Consider the following 17,036-nt stretch of genomic DNA (forward strand, 5'->3'; position numbering starts at 1 on the left):
CTTACACCGCTCTCCGGAAGGATTCCAAACGAGAGAGAATGGTCGCAATCGCGCGATAGAATTGTTGTGGAACCTCCGCGCCGAGTTCCACTTCCTCGTAAAGTCCTCTCGCTTGAAGACGGTCTTCCACCGTGGGGACGCCGTTCTCTCGAGCGATTCGGATGATCAATAATGCGAAATCGTCCACTCCCTTTGCGATGACGATCGGCGCCTTGTGAATTCCGGGTTTGTATTCGAGAGCGACCGCGAAGTGAGTCGGGTTCGTGATGACTACGTCCGCTTCGGGAACTTTCGCGAGCATCTTTCGTTTGTTCATCATGTCGCGCGCGAGTTGTCTTCTTCTTGCCTGAAGGGAACGGTCCCCGTCGGATTCCTTGGCTTCTCTCTTCGCTTCGGAAGGAGTCATCTTTAAGGATTCTTCATATTCGTATCTTTGATACAGGAAGTCCACGATGCTGATCGCAAGAAGAATGATCCCGACTACGAGAAAAATCTTGAACGAACTGCTCATGACGAGGGCCACCGCTTGTTCGAGTCCCATTTCTCCCGATAGAAGAATGGGGAAAAAATCCTTGCTGATAATGATGTACGAAACCCAACCGATGAGTCCGACTTTTGCAAAAGACTTTCCTAAATTGAAAAGAGTCTGACGCGTGGGCAGAACCTTTTTAAAGTTCGGCTGGACTCTGCTGAAGTTGAAACTCAACGCGCGCGGAGTAAAAATAAATCCGACCTGCGCCACGTTTCCGATGACCGCTCCGACGAACGTGATCCCGAACAAAGGCCATAGTAGGGTGAATAAATCCGTGGAGGCGTTTTTTAAAAGTTCCGTTACGGACTCGGGACTGATATCGGTTCTGAGTCCGACCCCGTGAATGTATTTGCGGAGAATGTAAAACGTTCTCATGAAAAAATATTCTCCCATGAGATACACAAGAATCACTCCCGCAAGAAGTACGACCGCAGCCGGAAGTTCGGGGGATTTGGGAACGTTTCCTTTTTCTCGTTCTTCTCTTCTTCTGCGTTCCGATCCGGGTTCGGTTCGGCCTTCGTCTTCCGCGGCGAAAAGTTGTAAGTCGATCCGAAAGTCGACCGCGTTAGACGAAACCGCATGAGCCTTTGTCGGAGGTACGACAAAGGCCGCAGGGAAGAATTTGAGTTGATGGAAGAAGTCTTTTGTGATAGAGAAAAATTCACCGATTCTTCCCACGAGCCCGCCTCCACCGCCCAACGAGGGTGGGGCGGGCTTCGTATTACGAAAAATGTCGGAACTACGACGTTCTTCAGAAAAATACTCCCTATGGGTCGTATTTTCGGGCGCGTCGGAAAACTCAGCATGACGCTTCCTATGGGGCGCGTCATAGGGAGAATTTCCCCTGCTCTTAAATTCCATATTTCGCTGACGTTGCGTTTTCATTTCGGCCATTCCTGGAGCATGAGATTGACCTTATCAAAAGTAAGATCGAACGCAGCGCCCATCTGCGAAACCAAATACGGCGTGATAAAGATCATCACGATCAAACCGATCGTCACCTTGATCGGAAACGACAACTGAAGAATATTGAGTTGAGGTGCAGCCTTTCCCATGAGCGCCTCGGAAACGGTCACAAGCAAAATAATTCCCAGAACCGGAAGAGACAACTTGAACGCGACCAGAAACATCGCACCGACCGCGTCTTCCATCGCCTTATAAATTCCGTTTTGAATTTCAGGAGTGAACCGCAGCACCTGGATCTTTTCAAAGGAATACGCAAGACTCTCGAACATGATTCGATACGCGCCTAACGTTAAAAAAAGCAGCATCCCCAAAAGATTTTTCAGAGTACTAATCACGGGCAAACTGGTTTGAGTCACCGGATCCAAAATCTCCGCATAACCGAAACCGAGCTGAACGTTAAAAAATTCTCCGGCCATCTGAAAGGCGGCAAAGATCAAGCTGATCAAAAAACCGAGAAGCATTCCGATCAAAGCCTCGGCCATCACAACAAGACCGTAGGTTCCCATGTCACCCGGAACCGGAGGAAGAAATCCCGCTGTAACCGGAAACAGAATCACGGAAACCAAAAAGGAGAAAATCATCTTCTGAGGAACGCTGATCGAAGGATAAGAAAACACGGGCGCGACGGATAACAATCCCATCAGCCTAGAAAGGATCAGCAGAAACACTTGAAAATGATTGATGAAGTATTCCATACCCTTCTAAAACTTCTCGATCATTAGGAATAGGTTGCGCGTATAGTCGGTCATCGTCTGAATCATCCAGGATGAAAAAATCACGATCACGATAAAGATCGCCACGAGCTTCGGAACGAACGCGATCGTAGGCTCCTGAATCGAAGTCGTAGTCTGCAAGATCCCGATGATCAATCCGACCACAAGCGCGGTCAAAAGAATCGGAGAAGAGATCTTGAGCGTGATATAAAGAGCGTCCCGAATCAGGGTCATGGCGTCGAGTTCCGTCATTTATAACTCCTTACCAATTCGTAGACGATCAGGTTCCAGCCGTCCACGAGAACGAACAGAATCAACTTGAACGGAAGACTCACCATCACGGGAGGAAGCATCATAAGACCCATGGAAAGAAGGGCGGACGCGACCACGAGGTCGATCACGATAAACGGAATAAAGATAATGATCCCGATCCAAAACGCCTTTTTGATTTCGCTTAACATAAAGGCCGGAATCAGAACGTAGGATGGAACGTCGTCGAAGGATTCCACCTTCTCCACCTTTCCGATTTTTAAGAATAAGGCGACGTCCTTTGCACCCGAGGTTCCGATTTGACGCATCATAAATTCACGGATCGGAACCATCCCCTTTTCAAAAAACGCGTTCGTATCGATCTTACCTTCGAGATACGGAGTGAGCGCGCGTTCGTTCACCGTGTTCAAGGTGGGAGCCATGATAAAGAACGTCATAAACAACGCGAGACCCATCATCACTTGGTTCGGCGGAAGATTCTGGATCGACAACGCCCTTCTCACAAAGTCGAGAACGATCACGATCTTCGTAAACGAAGTCAAAGACATCACGATCGCCGGAGCCAAGGAAAGAATCGTGACAAGAAACAAAACCATCAGAGACAAACTCGTCTCTCTCGGATTCTTCGCCTCGTTCACATTGATGTTTAAATTCGGAATCGGAATCCGGGTTCCCGCGGATTGCGCTTCCAAGGTGAAAAAAGAAGAACCCAAGGATAAGCCCGTGACTAACAGCAGGATCCATGTTATGTTCTTTATAAGTTTTTTATGTCTCATTCTCACCTGAAAAAAATTCCTCAAATTCGATTCTTGTCCGCGTCATCTCAAATCGAAAAGCCCGCTTTCGAGCGAGCTTGTTTTTTCTTTGAGTTCGTCCAATTTTTTGCGGGCTTGTCTTCGTTTCTCTTCCCGAGCTGCCCCGCCCTTTTCGTTCGTATCCGGCGGACCCTCCTGGGTTCCGGAAATCCGAGAGTTTAAGTCCTTGATCTGCTCCAGGACCGTAACCAAAAATCCGCCTTCGGGCGGCTGGAAGCTTTCCTTTTTCTGAAGAATTCGATGCTTCACTTCCGGATCTTCGATCTCGGTGATCAGATTGATTCCGTTATCCGCCACGCCAAGAACCAAAAGTCTTCCGGAAACTTCCACGATCTGAAGCTGCTTGTTCGGTCCGAGCATCAAACTCGAAAGAACGTTCATTTCGCCGCGGACCGGCAAACGCCCTTCCCGATTTTTAGATACGTATTTTAGAATATAGTAAAGCGCCGCGCAGAGAAGTCCCAAAATAAAAACGACCCGGAACAAGGTTCCCGCGATTCCCGGACCGTCGTCGCTCGGGCGATATCTTTCTTCCACGGGATTCGGCGCGGTTTGAGTGTCCGCGGCGGAACTTTTCGCGCCCGTATTTCCCGTCGTCCCGGAGGTCGAGGAAGAATCCGTCTTTTTTTCGCCGGAATCGGAATTCTTCTTTTCGTCTTTGGAAGCCGAGGATTGTCCCAATTCTTTTTTGAGAGCCTCGTCCATAAGCTCCCGCTCGGACTGCGCCCGTAAAGAAGCAAAAGCAAAGCTGAATATAAGAAAAATGGAAAGTAGGAACGCGACCTTCCTTCCGTTTGCCGGGAAGGATTCTAAGAATTTCACTTGCCCTCCGGCTTGATCCGATCGGTAGGACTTACGATATCCGTTACGCGCACCCCGAAGTTTTCGTCGATGACCACGACTTCTCCCTTGGCGATCAGCTTCCCGTTGACCAAAAGATCCACGGGTTCACCCGCGAGTTTGTCCAACTCGATGATCGAACCTTCTCCCAAACCCAGAATGTCCTTGATATACATCTTGGTTCGACCGAGTTCCACTGTGACGCTCATCTGAACGTCCATGAGAAGGTTTAAGTTCGGAGTATTCGACGCTCCACTCGCGGTCCCTAAATTCGGAAACGCGACCGACTTAACGGACATGGAACCGGCGGACATTCCCATTCCTCCCATGCCGCCCATTCCCATCCCTCCCATATCTCCGCCGCCGCTTCCGGAACGACGATACAGGTTCAAAAGATCGGACGCTGTGGAAAGAGAGAGAAGAAACTGAACCCGAAAGGAAGGAATGCTTTCGATCGTTAAATTGAAAAAGACTCGAACGATACTTTCGCCGTCCGGCAACACCAAGGCCGCGGGAGAAGTTACGTTTCTTGTTTCGGAAGGAGATCCGTTGACGCCCCCTCCGGTTTTTGTGCTGATCTGGGAAATCAACGCGCCCATCACCGGAGTGAGAGAATCGCGGAGAGTCTGCATCTGCGCCTCGTCCAATTCTCCCGAATCAAAACCGCCCATCATGGAATTGGCGATCTTGACCGCGTTTTCGGCGGACATGGCAAGAACCACTCTTCCGTTTACGCTTCCGGATAACGTGGAATATAAAAGAAAAGAACCTGATTTTAATTCGGACTCGATGTCCTTACGCGCCCTTGTTTCCACATTCGGATTTAAGAATGCGGAAGAACGGGAAAGAACGGCGCCTAACGTGTTCCCGGCAACTTGAAAACAAGAAGAAAGAAGATCGGACAAGATATCCCTGTCCACGGGAGACATTCCCGGAACTTCTTTTTGTGCGGCTGTAGATGCTACCGCCCCCGGGTCAAACGTATCGCTTGCACCGGCTAATAATGCATCAATTTCTTCCTGTGAAAGGGAACCTTCGCCCATTTTGGGAACTCTCCCGGGAATTTTAGTTAATGGGACATAAGAAAAGAGTTTTTGTCACCTCATTTTTTTTGTCTCAACTTGATTCCACCGGTTTTTCGGGTTAAAACAACCTTTTTTTCGAAAAACGCCCTTTCTCGTCGGGCTCAAAGAGTGAGATCGCCTCCCAACCCATCCGCAAGCATTCTTAAGCCGTCGAAGGAATAAATTCCGGTTTGATGGTTGTCGCTCCATACCGGATTGATCGCGTATCTTCCGACCTTGTTGATCGAATAGAGTTTGATCGATTGAATTCCGCCCGTGGTAGTTCCCACTTTTCCTCCGTGTCCGCCCTTGCAAACGACGCACGGGCAACGTTTCCGGAGATCCAAAAGCTCGAAGGTGGACGTAACTCCGTCCTTCCAGGTGATCTTCAGATGATTTTCGTCGAAATCGATCTGATCGGGAGTGGTGGCTTTTAAACTGAGTTGAGTCATTTCGTATGAGTTCCTACATTTTCAAGATCTCACGAGTCAGTATGAGTTCCTACATTTCCCGAAATCTCACGAGTCAGTATGAGTTCTTACATTTCCCGAAATCTCACGAGTCCGTATGAGTTCCCACATTTCCCGAAATCTCACGAGTCCGTATGAGTTCCCACACGTTTCCCCGATTTCAATAGAACCAGTCAGGAGTCACTTCGGAAGCTTGCACTTCTTCGCCAAAAACTTCCCGATCGGAGTTCCGTACGTGATCTTTTCATTCACGGAAAGCGTCTCGAATTGGAACGTATCTTTTTCCATAAGAAGAATCACGGTCGATCCCATCTCAAACCGTCCGAGTTCCGCGCCCTTGTCGATCATGATCGAAACGTCCTTATATTCGACGTTTCTCGCGGTCCGAATGAGCGTATTTGTCACGATCTTGTTGTCGTAAGTCACGCGGATTCTCCCGACATTCGAGGCTCCCACCTTGATAACGGCGACTTTACCGTATTCGGTTTGCAGATACGTAATCAATCGTTCGTTTTTCGGAAAAAGTCCTCGAATCCCGAAAACCGCGAGTTCGTTCACCGGAAATAATTTTCCGGGTTCGTAGTAATACCCTAAAATTTTTCCATACGCGGGAGAATGGATTCTATGATAGTCCTGCGGAGAAAGATAGAATGTGATGTATTTTCCGTTCGTAAAGTCGTCGATGTATTTCGACAATCCGCCACCCAGAAGTTCCTTGAGATTGTAATCCACTCCCTTGGCTTGAATGATGATTCTCTGATTGATATCCCCGTATCCCGTAACTCTCGCGTCGACGGGAGAAACCATTTCGTTATCCGCGGAATCGATGATTCTCGCTTCGGCTTTCAAAGCTCTCGTAAAAAATGCGTTGAGGGAATTGTATTCCTGAATTTCCAGTTCCGCTTCGTCGAGATTGATCTTATACGCCCTTGCAAACGCCTTCAAAACCGGAATCATCACAAAGCGCGGCAGGCGGGAAGAAGCCAATAATCCGAACAAACGGGAAAGAAGATTCTTCGGTACGAGAGAAAGAATTAGAAGATAAAAGTCCTTCAACACTTCGTAGCGCGCACCGCTTTCCGTTAAGAAACGCTTCAACTCGGTTCTCGCGATCTTCTCGAGCAAAACGAGAGAAATCAAAACCGGAACGGCGGTGATGATCGACAAAGAATATCCCAAACCGAACGCTTCGAACACGATTTGTTCGCCGTTCTTCACATACAAATAGGCGGCCAAAAGAATAGTCACAAGAAAGAGCATTCGAAAAAAATTCGCGAATTTTTCGCCGAACACATACAGCGCGTTCTGTTCTCCCGTATAAAACCAACCCGTGATCGATACGACTCCCAAAAGCAGAAACGATCCGAAAAACGCCATGTTGATCGGATTCGTATGTCCTTGAAAAAGCGCGTTCACGAAAAGAATCTGCTCTTCCATCTTAAACGCTCCGTACGAAGAAAGCGCGTAGATCACGAGAGTCGACACCACAAATCCCTCAAAGAAGGTGGCAAGCATGCTCACCAGTCCTTGTTTCGCCGGATAATCCGTTCTTACGACACCGGACAACCCTGCGCTTTTCCCGATTCCGGTTTCGGTGGAAACGAAGAAGATTCCGGAAGCCGTGCTGAAGGTTCTTGCGAGAACGAAACTCCCTCCCGCGATCGCGGTCAACGGCTGGAACGCATCCTGAAACGAAAGCCAGAGGAAATCCTTGAAGTTCATTAAGGAATTCTTAAATAGAAAAAAGTAACCGGAAAAAAACAAAAGGATCGCAATCGGAGCGAGATACGCGGAAACTTTTCCCACTCTTCGTACGCCGCCTAACACGATAAATACGAGAACCACGGACAACAAAAACGGAACCGTCATCCCGCTCACCTCGAACGCACGATTGGCGATATGAGTGACATACAACATCGGAACCGCGCCGCCCATAACGAGAACGGTCAAAAGACCGGCGATCGCAAAACTCACCGCAAGCCATCTCGCTTTGAGAGCGCTTTCGATAAAATACATCGGACCGGAAAGATATCTTCCCGAAGCCGTCTTGGTTCTAAATCGGATCGCAAGAGTCGAAGAAACGAAACGGAGAGGCATGATAAAAAAGGAAGAAATCCAAATCCAGAAGAGAACCCCCGGACCGCCGATCATCAGAGCGAGAGCCGAACCGATCACCGCCCCCGGAACGAGAGAGGACGCGGTTCCGGAAAAAAAAGCCTGGGAGTGGACGAGCCTTCCCCGCGAACCTTTGTAGTCCATATTGCCCGAAAAAATTTTTACGGCGAGAAAGAGGAACCGAATCTGGGGGAATCGGAGTCTGAGTGTCAGATAGATTCCGATAAAACTCAGGAAGTAGAAATACGGTTTGAGTAAATCCCAATCAAAGAACTGAAAAAACTGAAATTGCAACATGTCTCCGCCCGATACGAAAGAAAATCCGCTTTTTATAGAAGTCCTTGCTAGAAATCCTGTAATCATGCGCGCTACCAGCAAAATTTTCGGGATCTCATTCTGTGTTTTACTTTTTTTCCCGCTTCTCCCCAACCCTTCTTCCGCTTTGAACGCCGAAACGGAGCTTTCCAAAACGAAGTCTCATTCCCGAAAACCCGCGCTCGAAATTCCTCCCGAAGAGGAATCGTATTGGGAACTCGGACTCCGAGCCGGAATCGGATATAAGGGAGAAGACAGACTCAATTCTTTTCTGAGAGGATTTACGGATACATACGATCCGAGGGTAGCTTCCAAAACCAAACTCGACCCGCCGTCGAACGTTTCTCAGGGAGAATTGTTTTTACGCAGAAAGATCGGGCCGGAGAGTCAAATCGGTTTCATCGGAGGCTATCGCGAATGGCAGAAGTTCGGATTGAAACAGGTTTCGTCCGAACCGTTTTACACCGATCTGACTTTTAAACTTTCCAATCCGTATTTTCTTTTGATGTATTGGCACGAATGGAATTACAAACGATGGATCTTTCAAGGCGGACTCGGAGCCGGAATGTCGCAAGTATATTGGGACTCGAAAGGATACGCGACTTCGGGAAGAGAAAGCTTTCGACAAGAAGGTTCCCTGACCGGAACCGGAATCGAATTTCGTTTGGAAGGTTCGGTCAATCGAAGAATCACCGATTCCACAAGTCTTCAACTCGGGATCGCGCTTTCCTGGATCAACATTCCTTCCTTAAACGGAACGTTCAACGGAGAATCGGCCAGCTTTTATTTGAGAGAAGACGGACGGGTCACACCTCTGACAGAATCGAACAATCAAACCGCGATCTTGGTTACGAATCAATTTTCCCGTAAACTGGAATTCCAAGTCCTGACTACGACCTTGTTTTTCGGAGTCGCGCAGAAGTTTTAAACTTTAAAACGCGGGGGTTTTCCGCCGACGCGTTTAAACGTCGAAGGAAGTTTTTTCCCGCTTATAACGAAGCGGTTTTTTCAAATATTTGATTAGAAGAACCCGGTTCCCTTTTTCGTTAAACCGAACGATATCGAAGACTCTTCTCGTCATCACGATTCCTCTTCCGTGAGTCAAACTCGTTTCGTTCAGTTTTTCGATATCTAAGTTTAGAATTTTCTTATAATCGAAACCTTCTCCCTCGTCCGAGATCAGAAATCCGATCCTGCGGGCGTTGAGAGAATACGAAACCTTTACGGTTCGATAGTTGTAGAACGGTTCCTTTTGTCTTTTTTGGATGAATTCGAGATAACGCCCTTCGGCGAGCGCCTCCGTTTTTTCGTCGAAGCTGATCGCCAAATTTCCGTGTTCGATCGAATTGATGACGATTTCCCGGATACAGGTTCGGATCGCGATTATAATTTCGGTCCCTACGAAACTGGAAAGATTGACGGTCAAAAGTCGGCTCAACAGATCCGCATTCCGCAGATAGTTGTTGAGAGTAAAGTGCATGGATTCGCTTACGATGAACTTCGAAAGAATATCCTCGTCGAGTTCATAAGCCTTTCCTAATATTCCTTTCCTATCACCCAAGTCCAAAAGCTGAAGACGAACCCGAATCTGTCTCGGTTCCAAAACGAACTTTTGCCTAAACTCGACCGCGAACTCCGAACTTTTCCCGGTTCGCAAAAGTTCGTCGATCTTATCCTTCGCCAAAATTTTTGCGTAAGCGACATCCCCGCCCGTGGGAACGAAGATCAGATCCAGAAAATCCCAACCGATCACCTCTTCCGGATCGAAACCCAGAAGTCTTCCGAGCGCCTTGTTCGCATTTCGGATTCTCCCGTTCGTATCCATCGTAAAAAGGAATTCCTCCGATTCTTCGAAGAGATTCTTGAAACGTTTTTCGGATCGTTCGGCTACGAGTTTGGTGGAACCGAGTTCCTTGATTTTCGCGGACAAAACCTTGGACAATACTTTTACCCGGTCCGCAAGACCCAGTCCCATTAAAACGACATGAAACAGGGACGCGATCTCGATGACCCAAAATTTTAAACCGAAGTTACGGAACCAACCGCTGTGCAAAAATAAAAATAGAATCGATCCTAAGACCAGAATTCCCCAGGCGGAAAGAAAATACGACGCATTCCATTGATTCCAAGCGATGCTTCTGATTCCGTTGATAAACAAAAGGATCACGCAGGCGAACGTGCAAAATAATCCGATCCAAATTCCGAAACGTTCCGGAATCCAAAGAGAAACAAACGCACAAGTCAAAAATACCGCTTGCAAATATTGGAATATACGATGGGAGATTTTAGAACGGTTTTTCAAATCCAGATATACGTTCACGAATAAACACATCAAAGTCAGACAGATCAAAAGAAAAAACGGAACGCTTACGTTTGTCCATGCGACCCAATCCGGCCAGAGAATCTGAAATCCGAACCCTTCCAAAACGAATTGAAATAGGGAAAATCCGAAGATGTAGATCGCAAAGAAGAAATAACTTCGTTCTTTTGTGGAAGCGAACAATAGAAGATTGTAAAGCGCAAGAACGAGCATCGCTCCGAAAAACAATCCGAAAAAAAATTGTTCGTAGATCACCTTTTGATAAAATCCGAGAGCACCGTAGTAACGCAGGGAAAGCTGGATTCTCGAATCGGATTTGATCCGCAAAAAAACGGACTTTTTCGTTTTTGGAAGACCGACCGAAGGAAAGGCAGGGTTGCGGTATTGAATCGGCCTGATTCCGAACGGGATCGAATCGCCCGCCCTGTAAAACGGGGATTCTCCTTTTTTTACGTCGTAGTATTCGACCAAATCCGCGTTCGGATATTGATATTCCACGATCCATCGAATCGGCTGCGCGGAGGAATTCTCCACATTCAAACGAACCCAAACGGAAGCATTCGTATATCCTAAAGAACTAATATTCCCGGAATTGAATTTACCCTGATCCGCCAAAGCCCGGATCTGCTCGAAGCCGAGTTTGTTCGTAAAATCCTCGTAGTATTCGAAGGAATCCTCCAATCCCACGGACGAATCGTCCAGACGAACCAAATCGATCCCGAATACGGGAACCGAAGCGAACAGAAAAATAACGGCGATGATTTGAAATAACTTTTTGAACATGAATGCGACTCGCCGATTTCCCAATCAAACCATGATTTCAAATTCTTTCCGGGGTTCAACACCGGTTCAAAGAAAAAACAAAATCCAACCTAACAATACGGCTCCGACCGGCAAAAAAATCGTCCACATTCTTCCCAAAGTTCTTCCGTCGAGAACCGAAGCGGTATGTTTGAATCCGCAAAAGACGTATAAAATCACGGGAAGAATTTTCCAAAGTTCGAGCGCTCCCGATTTGAAAAATCGAACCGATGCGAGAGACAAAACGGTCCAGAAAACGAACTCGATAACGCCGAACCATTTCCGGGGCGACGGAACGACCGGATCGAATTTCAGATAACTGCTCCGATCCACTTCTTCGGGGATCAAAGACGGTCCGATGCTCGCCGGTCTCCAGCCCGGAGGTTTGAGGAGAAGGAGAAGTTTATCTTTCACGTTAGGCGCCTTTCGCATTAACGAAAAAAGTTCCTCGTACACGTGCAAGTTCGTATAAACCGGATCGAACGTTGTGACCGGTTTCGTCAAACCGTAGACCGGTTCTTCCTCTTCTCTCGCAAACGATCCGAAAATCCGATCCCAGAAGATGAGAATTCCTCCGTGGTTTTTATCGATGTATTTCGGATCTCTTCCGTGATGAACCCGGTGATGCGCCGGGGTCACGAGTATTTCCTCCAAGAAGCCGAGCTTTCCGATCAGTCTCGTGTGAACCCAGAACTGATAGATCTTTAAAATTCCGTGCGCCAAAAGAAACGCCTGCCAAGGAACTCCGCAAAATGCGATTCCGAGATTGAAAGCATATTCGAAAATTCTTTGAAAGCTGGATTGACGCAAAGCCACGGAAAGATTGAATTCTTCGCTGGAATGGTGCGTAACGTGACAAGCCCAAAGGAAATTGACTTCGTGGGTCGCGCGGTGAAACCAGTAATACACGAAATCCACCGCGAGAAATACGAATATCCATCCCGCCAAATTCCTAAGATCCCCGTGAAAACCGGTCGAGTCCTTCCAAATCGGCGCACCCAACGGAATCTCCGGAACTCCGAACAAAGTCTGCAAAGAGTAGAATATTCTAAACTTCTCATATACCCAAAGTGAAGCTATGGTGACAAGAACCCCCGTCAGAGAAAACAGAATTCCGGTGCTTAAATCGGCGACCGTATCGTTCCATCGATAGACTTTTTTCCCGGAGATCCCGGAATACAAAACCTCCACTCCGATCAGAAGCAGAAAGAAAGGCACCGCTAAGTCTATGATGGATCCTTGCATACGATTAACCGTTTTGATTTAAGAATTTTGCGATCTTGCGAATGATGAATCGAGGCGTTATACGAACGCTCTGCGCCAAAATCTTGTTCAAAGCTCCGGAGATCACGACCGGTTTTCCCTTTTTCAAAGCCGCATATCCGATTTCGGCGACTTCCTTCGCGCTCATGATCGGCGCCATCGGATTATTCAGAAGTTTCGATTTCGTGATTTCGGCTCTTTCGAAAAATTCTGTTTTGGTCGGGCCGGGACAAAGAGTGGTAACGATGACTCCGTCCTTATATACGTCTTCGTAAATCGCTTCCGAAAGTGAAAGGACATACGCCTTTGTCGCATAATAATTGGCCATGTTCGGTCCCGGTTGAAACGCAGCCGTGGACGCGACGTTCAGAATTTTTCCGCTCTTGCGTTCCACCATACCCTGCAAAAAGAGATGCGTCAACTCGGCGAGAGAAGTGACGTTGACTTGGATCATCGCGAGTTCTTTTTTCAGATCCATCTTATCGAATCTTCCGCTCGTGCCGAAACCCGCGTTGTTCACCAGAATTTCGACGACCGCTTTGGATTTTTTCGCGAAGTCGAAAATTTTCTTCGGCGCCTGGCGGTCCGCAAGATCGACGGAAAGCGTATCCACTTTCACTTTGTAAGACGATTCGATTTCCTTCTTTACCGATTTGAGTGTTTTTTCGTTTCTTGCGACGAGTATAATATCGTATCCGTCCGCCGCGATCAGTTTGCTGAGTTCGTAGCCGATTCCGACCGTTCCGCCCGTGATGATTGCCGTTCTTGCCATTTGCACTTTTCCTTTTGTCGGTCGAAAATATTCGCGGGAAAAAAGAGAGAAAGACTTTTTTATACCGAGCGATCCTTAGAGAGCGAGGTAGCCAAACGAGCAACGGAGTGTTGCGAGTGGCTTCCAGCATAGCTGGAAAATCCGAGCGATCCTTAGAGAGAAAACTCAGCGTTTCGTTCTTTTTAACTCAGCGGATGCCTCTCTATGGATCGGCATCCAGGTAGCCAAACGAGCAACGGAGTGTTGCGAGTGGCTTCCGGCTTAGTTGGAAAATCCGAGAACTCCAAAAAAAAAGCCGCCTGTGATTTTTCAAAGGCGGCTTTACACTCGGATGGAGTTTTAAAACGTTCGATTACTTCTGCGAAGGAAAGATCCCCTGGACCAGAAGTAAGACGCTCTTTTGAAAGTCAGGCTTTACGATATCCGCATACGTCCAAGGAACGAAAATGCTGGAAATCCGTTCGCTTTCTCCGCTTTGGACTTCGATCAGCTGCAAACGAACTCCAACGATGGAACCCGCTTCGAGGCTGGAAGTGGTTCGGGTTTGAGTCGTAGTCCCTCCTCCGCCTCCGGAATTATTATTGTTGTTCTGCTGCTGAACCGAAATGGTCTTCGTAAAAATTTCGTTTCCGGGCGTGCTGTATGCGTAGGGAACCAAAACATACTCGATGTTTTTCTTTTTCAGTTCGTCGCGAAGACCGGCACTCAAAGGAACGAAAGGATTTTTAAACGTCTTCTGGATTTCAGGAGTTAGACGTTTTTCGTCTTTCTCGTCCAGATACTGTACCGAAGGATTCTCCGTAGAAAGAACGTTTTTCAGTGTGGAATAAAGACTTCCTTCCAAAAACATTTTGAAACTTTTACGAGCCGGGGAATCCTGAAATTGTTTTCTGGAATCCACGCTGATTTCCACGATTCCGCCTTTTGCCTTCGGTTTGCTCAGCGCGTTCTTTCTTTGACTGTCCTGAAACGGAGTGTGATACACGTCTTCCGAAATGTAATCGCTGTAATTCGGCAGGATCAGAAGAATTTTCGAACCCTTAACGTCCTTTCCTTCGGCTAAATAATCCGCTTTGTAATGCGAAAACGAAATACAATTCGCGAAAAGTAAAGCCGAGGCTCCCAACAATGAGGTTATAGATCGATTCAATTTCATCTTAATTCTCCAAAACTTGCATGAGCATTGCGTCGATCTGTTCGCTGGATTCTTCCACGCCGCCGGCACCGTGTACGGAACGGATCGTGCGGATATTTTTTCCGGATTTCAGGTCTACGACGAAATAAGTCATAGTATAATTTTCTAATACTGTTTTTCCGATATAAACGGGAAGTGCCACAAACCAAACGTCGGTTACGGAAACGGTCGGTCTATAGTCCAAAAGAACCGGAAGGATCGCGTAATCTTCCTTCAGCTTTAAACCTTTAAAATCACTTTCCAAACCTTTTAGATCTTCCACAAAGAAGTCTTCGTCGGTTTCGATGGGCTGCATTCCCGTAGCGCCCGCCATTGCAGGATCGCTCATCGCTCTTACCGTTGCGGCTTGCAGAAGTTCCTTACCGGTTGCTAAAGCGACTCTTGCCGATTTTTCCCTTTCCCAAACGGATGTATAAATTTTGGAAAGTGACTTCGTGAACGCCGCGTCCTTCAAAGACTTTTTAATATCCGCAGGAGTCGACTGAACGTATCCCGATCGACTCGCCTTCAAAGCGTCCAATCTACCATCGATCTCGTTGCCCACCGCAGCCGCCGGATAGACGTTCAAAGTAGGAAGAATCGCCCATTTTTTCGTTTTCAACTCGTTCAGCTTCGGAGAAGGAACGGAAGAATACACTCTCGCTCGATAGGGAACGTTAACGCAGGCCGCACCGATCAAAAGTGAGCTCATCAAAATCAAAGTCAGTTTTATACTTCTTTTCATATTAGTTCGCCGCCTTTGCGCTTAACAAACCGTCAACAAGAATGGAAGCCAATTTTCTTCCTCTTGCGGGGCCGTTCACCGGAGAATCTTCGGAAGATATGAATTCTTGAAAAATTAAATCCGCCGATTTGAGTTGGATCAAAGAAACGGAATGAAAAATTCCTCTTCCATGTCCGACGCTGGTCGAAATGACCGCACCGGAACCGAAATACATAAATGAATCCGATTTAGGAAACGCGTCTTCGTCGGAATAAACCACGATCACATTGTCCGTGCCGAGTGCGCTCGCAAGTTTTGCGAGAACGGCGGGGTTCGTTTTTAAAGCGACCGGATCGTGCAGATTGATTTTTACCAAATCGGAATCCAATTTCGCGTCTTGGATCCTCTTACGACTTTCGCGAAAAGAAACGAGTTCCAATCCTTTTACGTCTTTGAGTTCCTCTTCGAATTCCTTCAGGAATATTTTTTCATCCACAAAACCGTATCGTTTTACGAGGTGGTTTTCGTGAACCAATGCAACCTTTCCTTCCAGCTGGACAGAGGGTTGTGCTTTAAATTGTTTTCCAACCCGAAATCGATGACAGTTGCTTAGAAAGGAGACTGCTACCGGAATCAGGATTAGAAACAGAACGAGTTTTTTCAGTTTCATACAATCCTTTTGCTCAATCATGAGTTTGTACATGTTATAAACTGCAATCATTGATTGAACACTATTTTTTCAAATCAGGAAATCAAACAGAATGCAAAATTTCACATTTCATACTTCGGTCGATTTTCAAATTCTAAACCCTTCTATACTCCTCCGGACCAAACCCGGACATTCTTCCCAAAAAACACTTTCCAAACCGAAGCGATCGATAAACTTCTTTTTTCATGATCAAACTGCATGGCGCAAGCATCAGCAACTACGTAAATAAAGTAAAGTTAGGGATCTTAGAGAAGGGATTGGAATACGAACAAATCAGGGTGGCTCCCTCTCAAGATGAAGAATTCTTAAAGATCAGTCCTATGGGAAAGATACCGGTCTTGGAACTCGACGGAAAATTCATATTCGAATCGGGGGCTATTTTAGAATTCTTAGATACGATTTACCCGCAAGAACCCAAGTTACTTCCGAATGATCCTTGGGAAGCGGCCCGAGTCCGGGAAATCACGACGATCGTCGAAACCTACATCGACATTCCCGCAAGAAGGATTTATCTGCTCGCGACCAGAGGAAAAACGATCGCACCCGAATTGATCGAAGAAATTCATCCGATCCTGATCAAAGGAGTCAAAGCCCTTCAAAGAGTGGTACGATTTTCTCCGTATATCGCGGGGTCGAATTTCACTCTGGCGGATTGTTCCGCGTTTGCAAACCTAAGCGTGATCGACGAAGAGCTCAGATCCATTTATCCGGACAATCATCCATTGGATCAACTCGCTGGTTGGAAAGAATACTACGAATTTATGAAAACGAAGGAAGGGCCGGCTCTTGTGGAAAAGGAAAAACAAACTCTTCGAAAAATTCTCGCGCGAGCGAAAGCGAAAATAGATTAGAGCCGAAATTCTTATCCGGTTTCCTCCAAAATTGATTTGACTCTCCCGGTACGGGAAATAGCCTGCTCTGGTCTTTATGGAACCAGAAAAAGTAATTTCGATCCCGATCCGGGAACTTCCCCATCTCAAAGTTCTCTTGGCCGGCTGGTATAATTTTCTAAAAGAAAGCTACGATCAAAAAGTGATCAACCAGAACGAATTCAAAGACGCACTCAAAAGCAACGTGGTTTACAACATCGATCAGGACCAGGTCGAAGTGCTGTTGGCGGGAAAAGAATCTCTGCTCCAAAGTTTCAGAAAAAGCCTTTCTTAACTCGAATTC

17 protein-coding genes are annotated in these 17,036 nt (G+C 47.0%); 3 read left to right on the forward strand and 14 right to left on the reverse strand.

The genetic code is table 11. The annotated features are described in order from the left end of the window. Position 1: 1 nt before the first annotated feature. The 8 genes from LFX25_RS10960 to asd all read right to left on the reverse strand — a co-directional run bounded on the left by LFX25_RS10960 (position 2) and on the right by asd (position 8,082). Positions 2-1,210, reverse strand: a complete 1,209-nt coding sequence (locus LFX25_RS10960; protein ID WP_406600492.1) for an EscU/YscU/HrcU family type III secretion system export apparatus switch protein — start codon at positions 1,208-1,210, stop codon at positions 2-4. A 203-nt stretch (positions 1,211-1,413) separates the two neighbouring features. After that, entirely contained in the window at positions 1,414-2,193 is a 780-nt protein-coding gene (gene fliR, locus LFX25_RS10965) for a flagellar biosynthetic protein FliR (RefSeq protein WP_118955903.1), read from the reverse strand. A gap of 6 nt (positions 2,194-2,199) precedes the next feature. After that, positions 2,200-2,463, reverse strand: coding sequence for a flagellar biosynthesis protein FliQ (gene fliQ, locus LFX25_RS10970; RefSeq protein WP_010574483.1), 264 nt, complete (start codon positions 2,461-2,463; stop codon positions 2,200-2,202). Continuing rightward, positions 2,460-3,257, reverse strand: a complete 798-nt coding sequence (fliP, locus tag LFX25_RS10975) for a flagellar type III secretion system pore protein FliP (RefSeq protein WP_238730272.1) — start codon at positions 3,255-3,257, stop codon at positions 2,460-2,462. The genes fliQ and fliP overlap by 4 nt, the downstream gene beginning before the upstream one ends. Before the next feature lie 42 nt (positions 3,258-3,299). Then, entirely contained in the window at positions 3,300-4,118 is an 819-nt protein-coding gene (fliO, locus tag LFX25_RS10980; RefSeq protein WP_238730273.1) for a flagellar biosynthetic protein FliO, read from the reverse strand. After that, positions 4,115-5,179, reverse strand: a complete 1,065-nt coding sequence (gene fliN, locus LFX25_RS10985) for a flagellar motor switch protein FliN (protein ID WP_238730274.1) — start codon at positions 5,177-5,179, stop codon at positions 4,115-4,117. Before fliN ends, fliO begins: the two co-directional genes overlap by 4 nt. A gap of 143 nt (positions 5,180-5,322) precedes the next feature. Next, positions 5,323-5,652, reverse strand: coding sequence for a DUF971 domain-containing protein (locus LFX25_RS10990; RefSeq protein WP_238730275.1), 330 nt, complete (start codon positions 5,650-5,652; stop codon positions 5,323-5,325). Between the two features lie 198 nt (positions 5,653-5,850). Further along, a complete protein-coding gene (gene asd / locus LFX25_RS10995) occupies positions 5,851-8,082 on the reverse strand; it encodes an archaetidylserine decarboxylase (RefSeq protein ID WP_238730276.1) in 2,232 nt (743 codons plus the stop codon). Between the two features lie 64 nt (positions 8,083-8,146). On the opposite strand from asd, the gene LFX25_RS11000 reads away from it, so the two are divergent. After that, positions 8,147-9,028, forward strand: coding sequence for an LIC_11366 family protein (locus LFX25_RS11000; RefSeq protein ID WP_238730277.1), 882 nt, complete (start codon positions 8,147-8,149; stop codon positions 9,026-9,028). Positions 9,029-9,061: 33 nt separating this feature from the next. On the opposite strand, the gene LFX25_RS11005 is transcribed toward LFX25_RS11000, so the two are convergent. The 6 genes from LFX25_RS11005 to LFX25_RS11030 all read right to left on the reverse strand — a co-directional run bounded on the left by LFX25_RS11005 (position 9,062) and on the right by LFX25_RS11030 (position 15,824). Continuing rightward, positions 9,062-11,203, reverse strand: a complete 2,142-nt coding sequence (locus LFX25_RS11005) for a 7TM diverse intracellular signaling domain-containing protein (protein ID WP_238730278.1) — start codon at positions 11,201-11,203, stop codon at positions 9,062-9,064. A gap of 66 nt (positions 11,204-11,269) precedes the next feature. Continuing rightward, positions 11,270-12,466: a sterol desaturase family protein gene (locus LFX25_RS11010; protein WP_238730279.1), complete on the reverse strand. Its 1,197-nt coding sequence runs from the start codon at positions 12,464-12,466 to the stop codon at positions 11,270-11,272. A 4-nt stretch (positions 12,467-12,470) separates the two neighbouring features. Further along, on the reverse strand, positions 12,471-13,256 hold the full coding sequence (locus LFX25_RS11015; RefSeq protein WP_238730280.1) for an SDR family NAD(P)-dependent oxidoreductase: 786 nt from the start codon (positions 13,254-13,256) through the stop codon (positions 12,471-12,473). Between the two features lie 352 nt (positions 13,257-13,608). Next, positions 13,609-14,412, reverse strand: coding sequence for a hypothetical protein (locus tag LFX25_RS11020; RefSeq protein ID WP_238730281.1), 804 nt, complete (start codon positions 14,410-14,412; stop codon positions 13,609-13,611). Position 14,413: 1 nt separating this feature from the next. Beyond that, positions 14,414-15,175 carry a hypothetical protein gene (locus tag LFX25_RS11025; protein WP_238730282.1) on the reverse strand — a complete coding sequence of 254 codons (762 nt, stop codon included), beginning with the start codon at positions 15,173-15,175 and terminating at the stop codon, positions 14,414-14,416. Between the two features lies 1 nt (position 15,176). Then, entirely contained in the window at positions 15,177-15,824 is a 648-nt protein-coding gene (locus LFX25_RS11030; RefSeq protein ID WP_238730283.1) for a hypothetical protein, read from the reverse strand. Positions 15,825-16,048: 224 nt separating this feature from the next. On the opposite strand from LFX25_RS11030, the gene LFX25_RS11035 reads away from it, so the two are divergent. Both LFX25_RS11035 and LFX25_RS11040 read left to right on the forward strand, forming a co-directional pair. After that, positions 16,049-16,714, forward strand: a complete 666-nt coding sequence (locus tag LFX25_RS11035; RefSeq protein WP_238730284.1) for a glutathione S-transferase family protein — start codon at positions 16,049-16,051, stop codon at positions 16,712-16,714. A 76-nt stretch (positions 16,715-16,790) separates the two neighbouring features. Continuing rightward, a complete protein-coding gene (locus LFX25_RS11040; RefSeq protein WP_118955914.1) occupies positions 16,791-17,027 on the forward strand; it encodes a hypothetical protein in 237 nt (78 codons plus the stop codon). The last annotated feature ends 9 nt before the right edge of the window (positions 17,028-17,036 follow it).

Source organism: Leptospira sanjuanensis (genome assembly GCF_022267325.1).
Lineage (GTDB): Bacteria > Spirochaetota > Leptospiria > Leptospirales > Leptospiraceae > Leptospira > Leptospira sanjuanensis.

Bases quoted from the DNA above. Each gene is read 5' to 3' on its own strand.
- fliR (WP_118955903.1), bottom strand. From the start codon at position 2,193: ATGGAATACTTCATCAATCATTTTCAAGTGTTTCTGCTGATCCTTTCT.
- fliQ (WP_010574483.1), bottom strand. From the start codon at position 2,463: ATGACGGAACTCGACGCCATGACCCTGATTCGGGACGCTCTTTATATC.
- fliP (WP_238730272.1), bottom strand. From the start codon at position 3,257: ATGAGACATAAAAAACTTATAAAGAACATAACATGGATCCTGCTGTTA.
- fliN (WP_238730274.1), bottom strand. From the start codon at position 5,179: ATGGGCGAAGGTTCCCTTTCACAGGAAGAAATTGATGCATTATTAGCC.
- LFX25_RS10990 (WP_238730275.1), bottom strand. From the start codon at position 5,652: ATGACTCAACTCAGTTTAAAAGCCACCACTCCCGATCAGATCGATTTC.
- asd (WP_238730276.1), bottom strand. From the start codon at position 8,082: ATGTTGCAATTTCAGTTTTTTCAGTTCTTTGATTGGGATTTACTCAAA.
- LFX25_RS11000 (WP_238730277.1), top strand. From the start codon at position 8,147: ATGCGCGCTACCAGCAAAATTTTCGGGATCTCATTCTGTGTTTTACTT.
- LFX25_RS11005 (WP_238730278.1), bottom strand. From the start codon at position 11,203: ATGTTCAAAAAGTTATTTCAAATCATCGCCGTTATTTTTCTGTTCGCT.
- LFX25_RS11010 (WP_238730279.1), bottom strand. From the start codon at position 12,466: ATGCAAGGATCCATCATAGACTTAGCGGTGCCTTTCTTTCTGCTTCTG.
- LFX25_RS11015 (WP_238730280.1), bottom strand. From the start codon at position 13,256: ATGGCAAGAACGGCAATCATCACGGGCGGAACGGTCGGAATCGGCTAC.
- LFX25_RS11020 (WP_238730281.1), bottom strand. From the start codon at position 14,412: ATGAAATTGAATCGATCTATAACCTCATTGTTGGGAGCCTCGGCTTTA.
- LFX25_RS11025 (WP_238730282.1), bottom strand. From the start codon at position 15,175: ATGAAAAGAAGTATAAAACTGACTTTGATTTTGATGAGCTCACTTTTG.
- LFX25_RS11030 (WP_238730283.1), bottom strand. From the start codon at position 15,824: ATGAAACTGAAAAAACTCGTTCTGTTTCTAATCCTGATTCCGGTAGCA.
- LFX25_RS11035 (WP_238730284.1), top strand. From the start codon at position 16,049: ATGATCAAACTGCATGGCGCAAGCATCAGCAACTACGTAAATAAAGTA.
- LFX25_RS11040 (WP_118955914.1), top strand. From the start codon at position 16,791: ATGGAACCAGAAAAAGTAATTTCGATCCCGATCCGGGAACTTCCCCAT.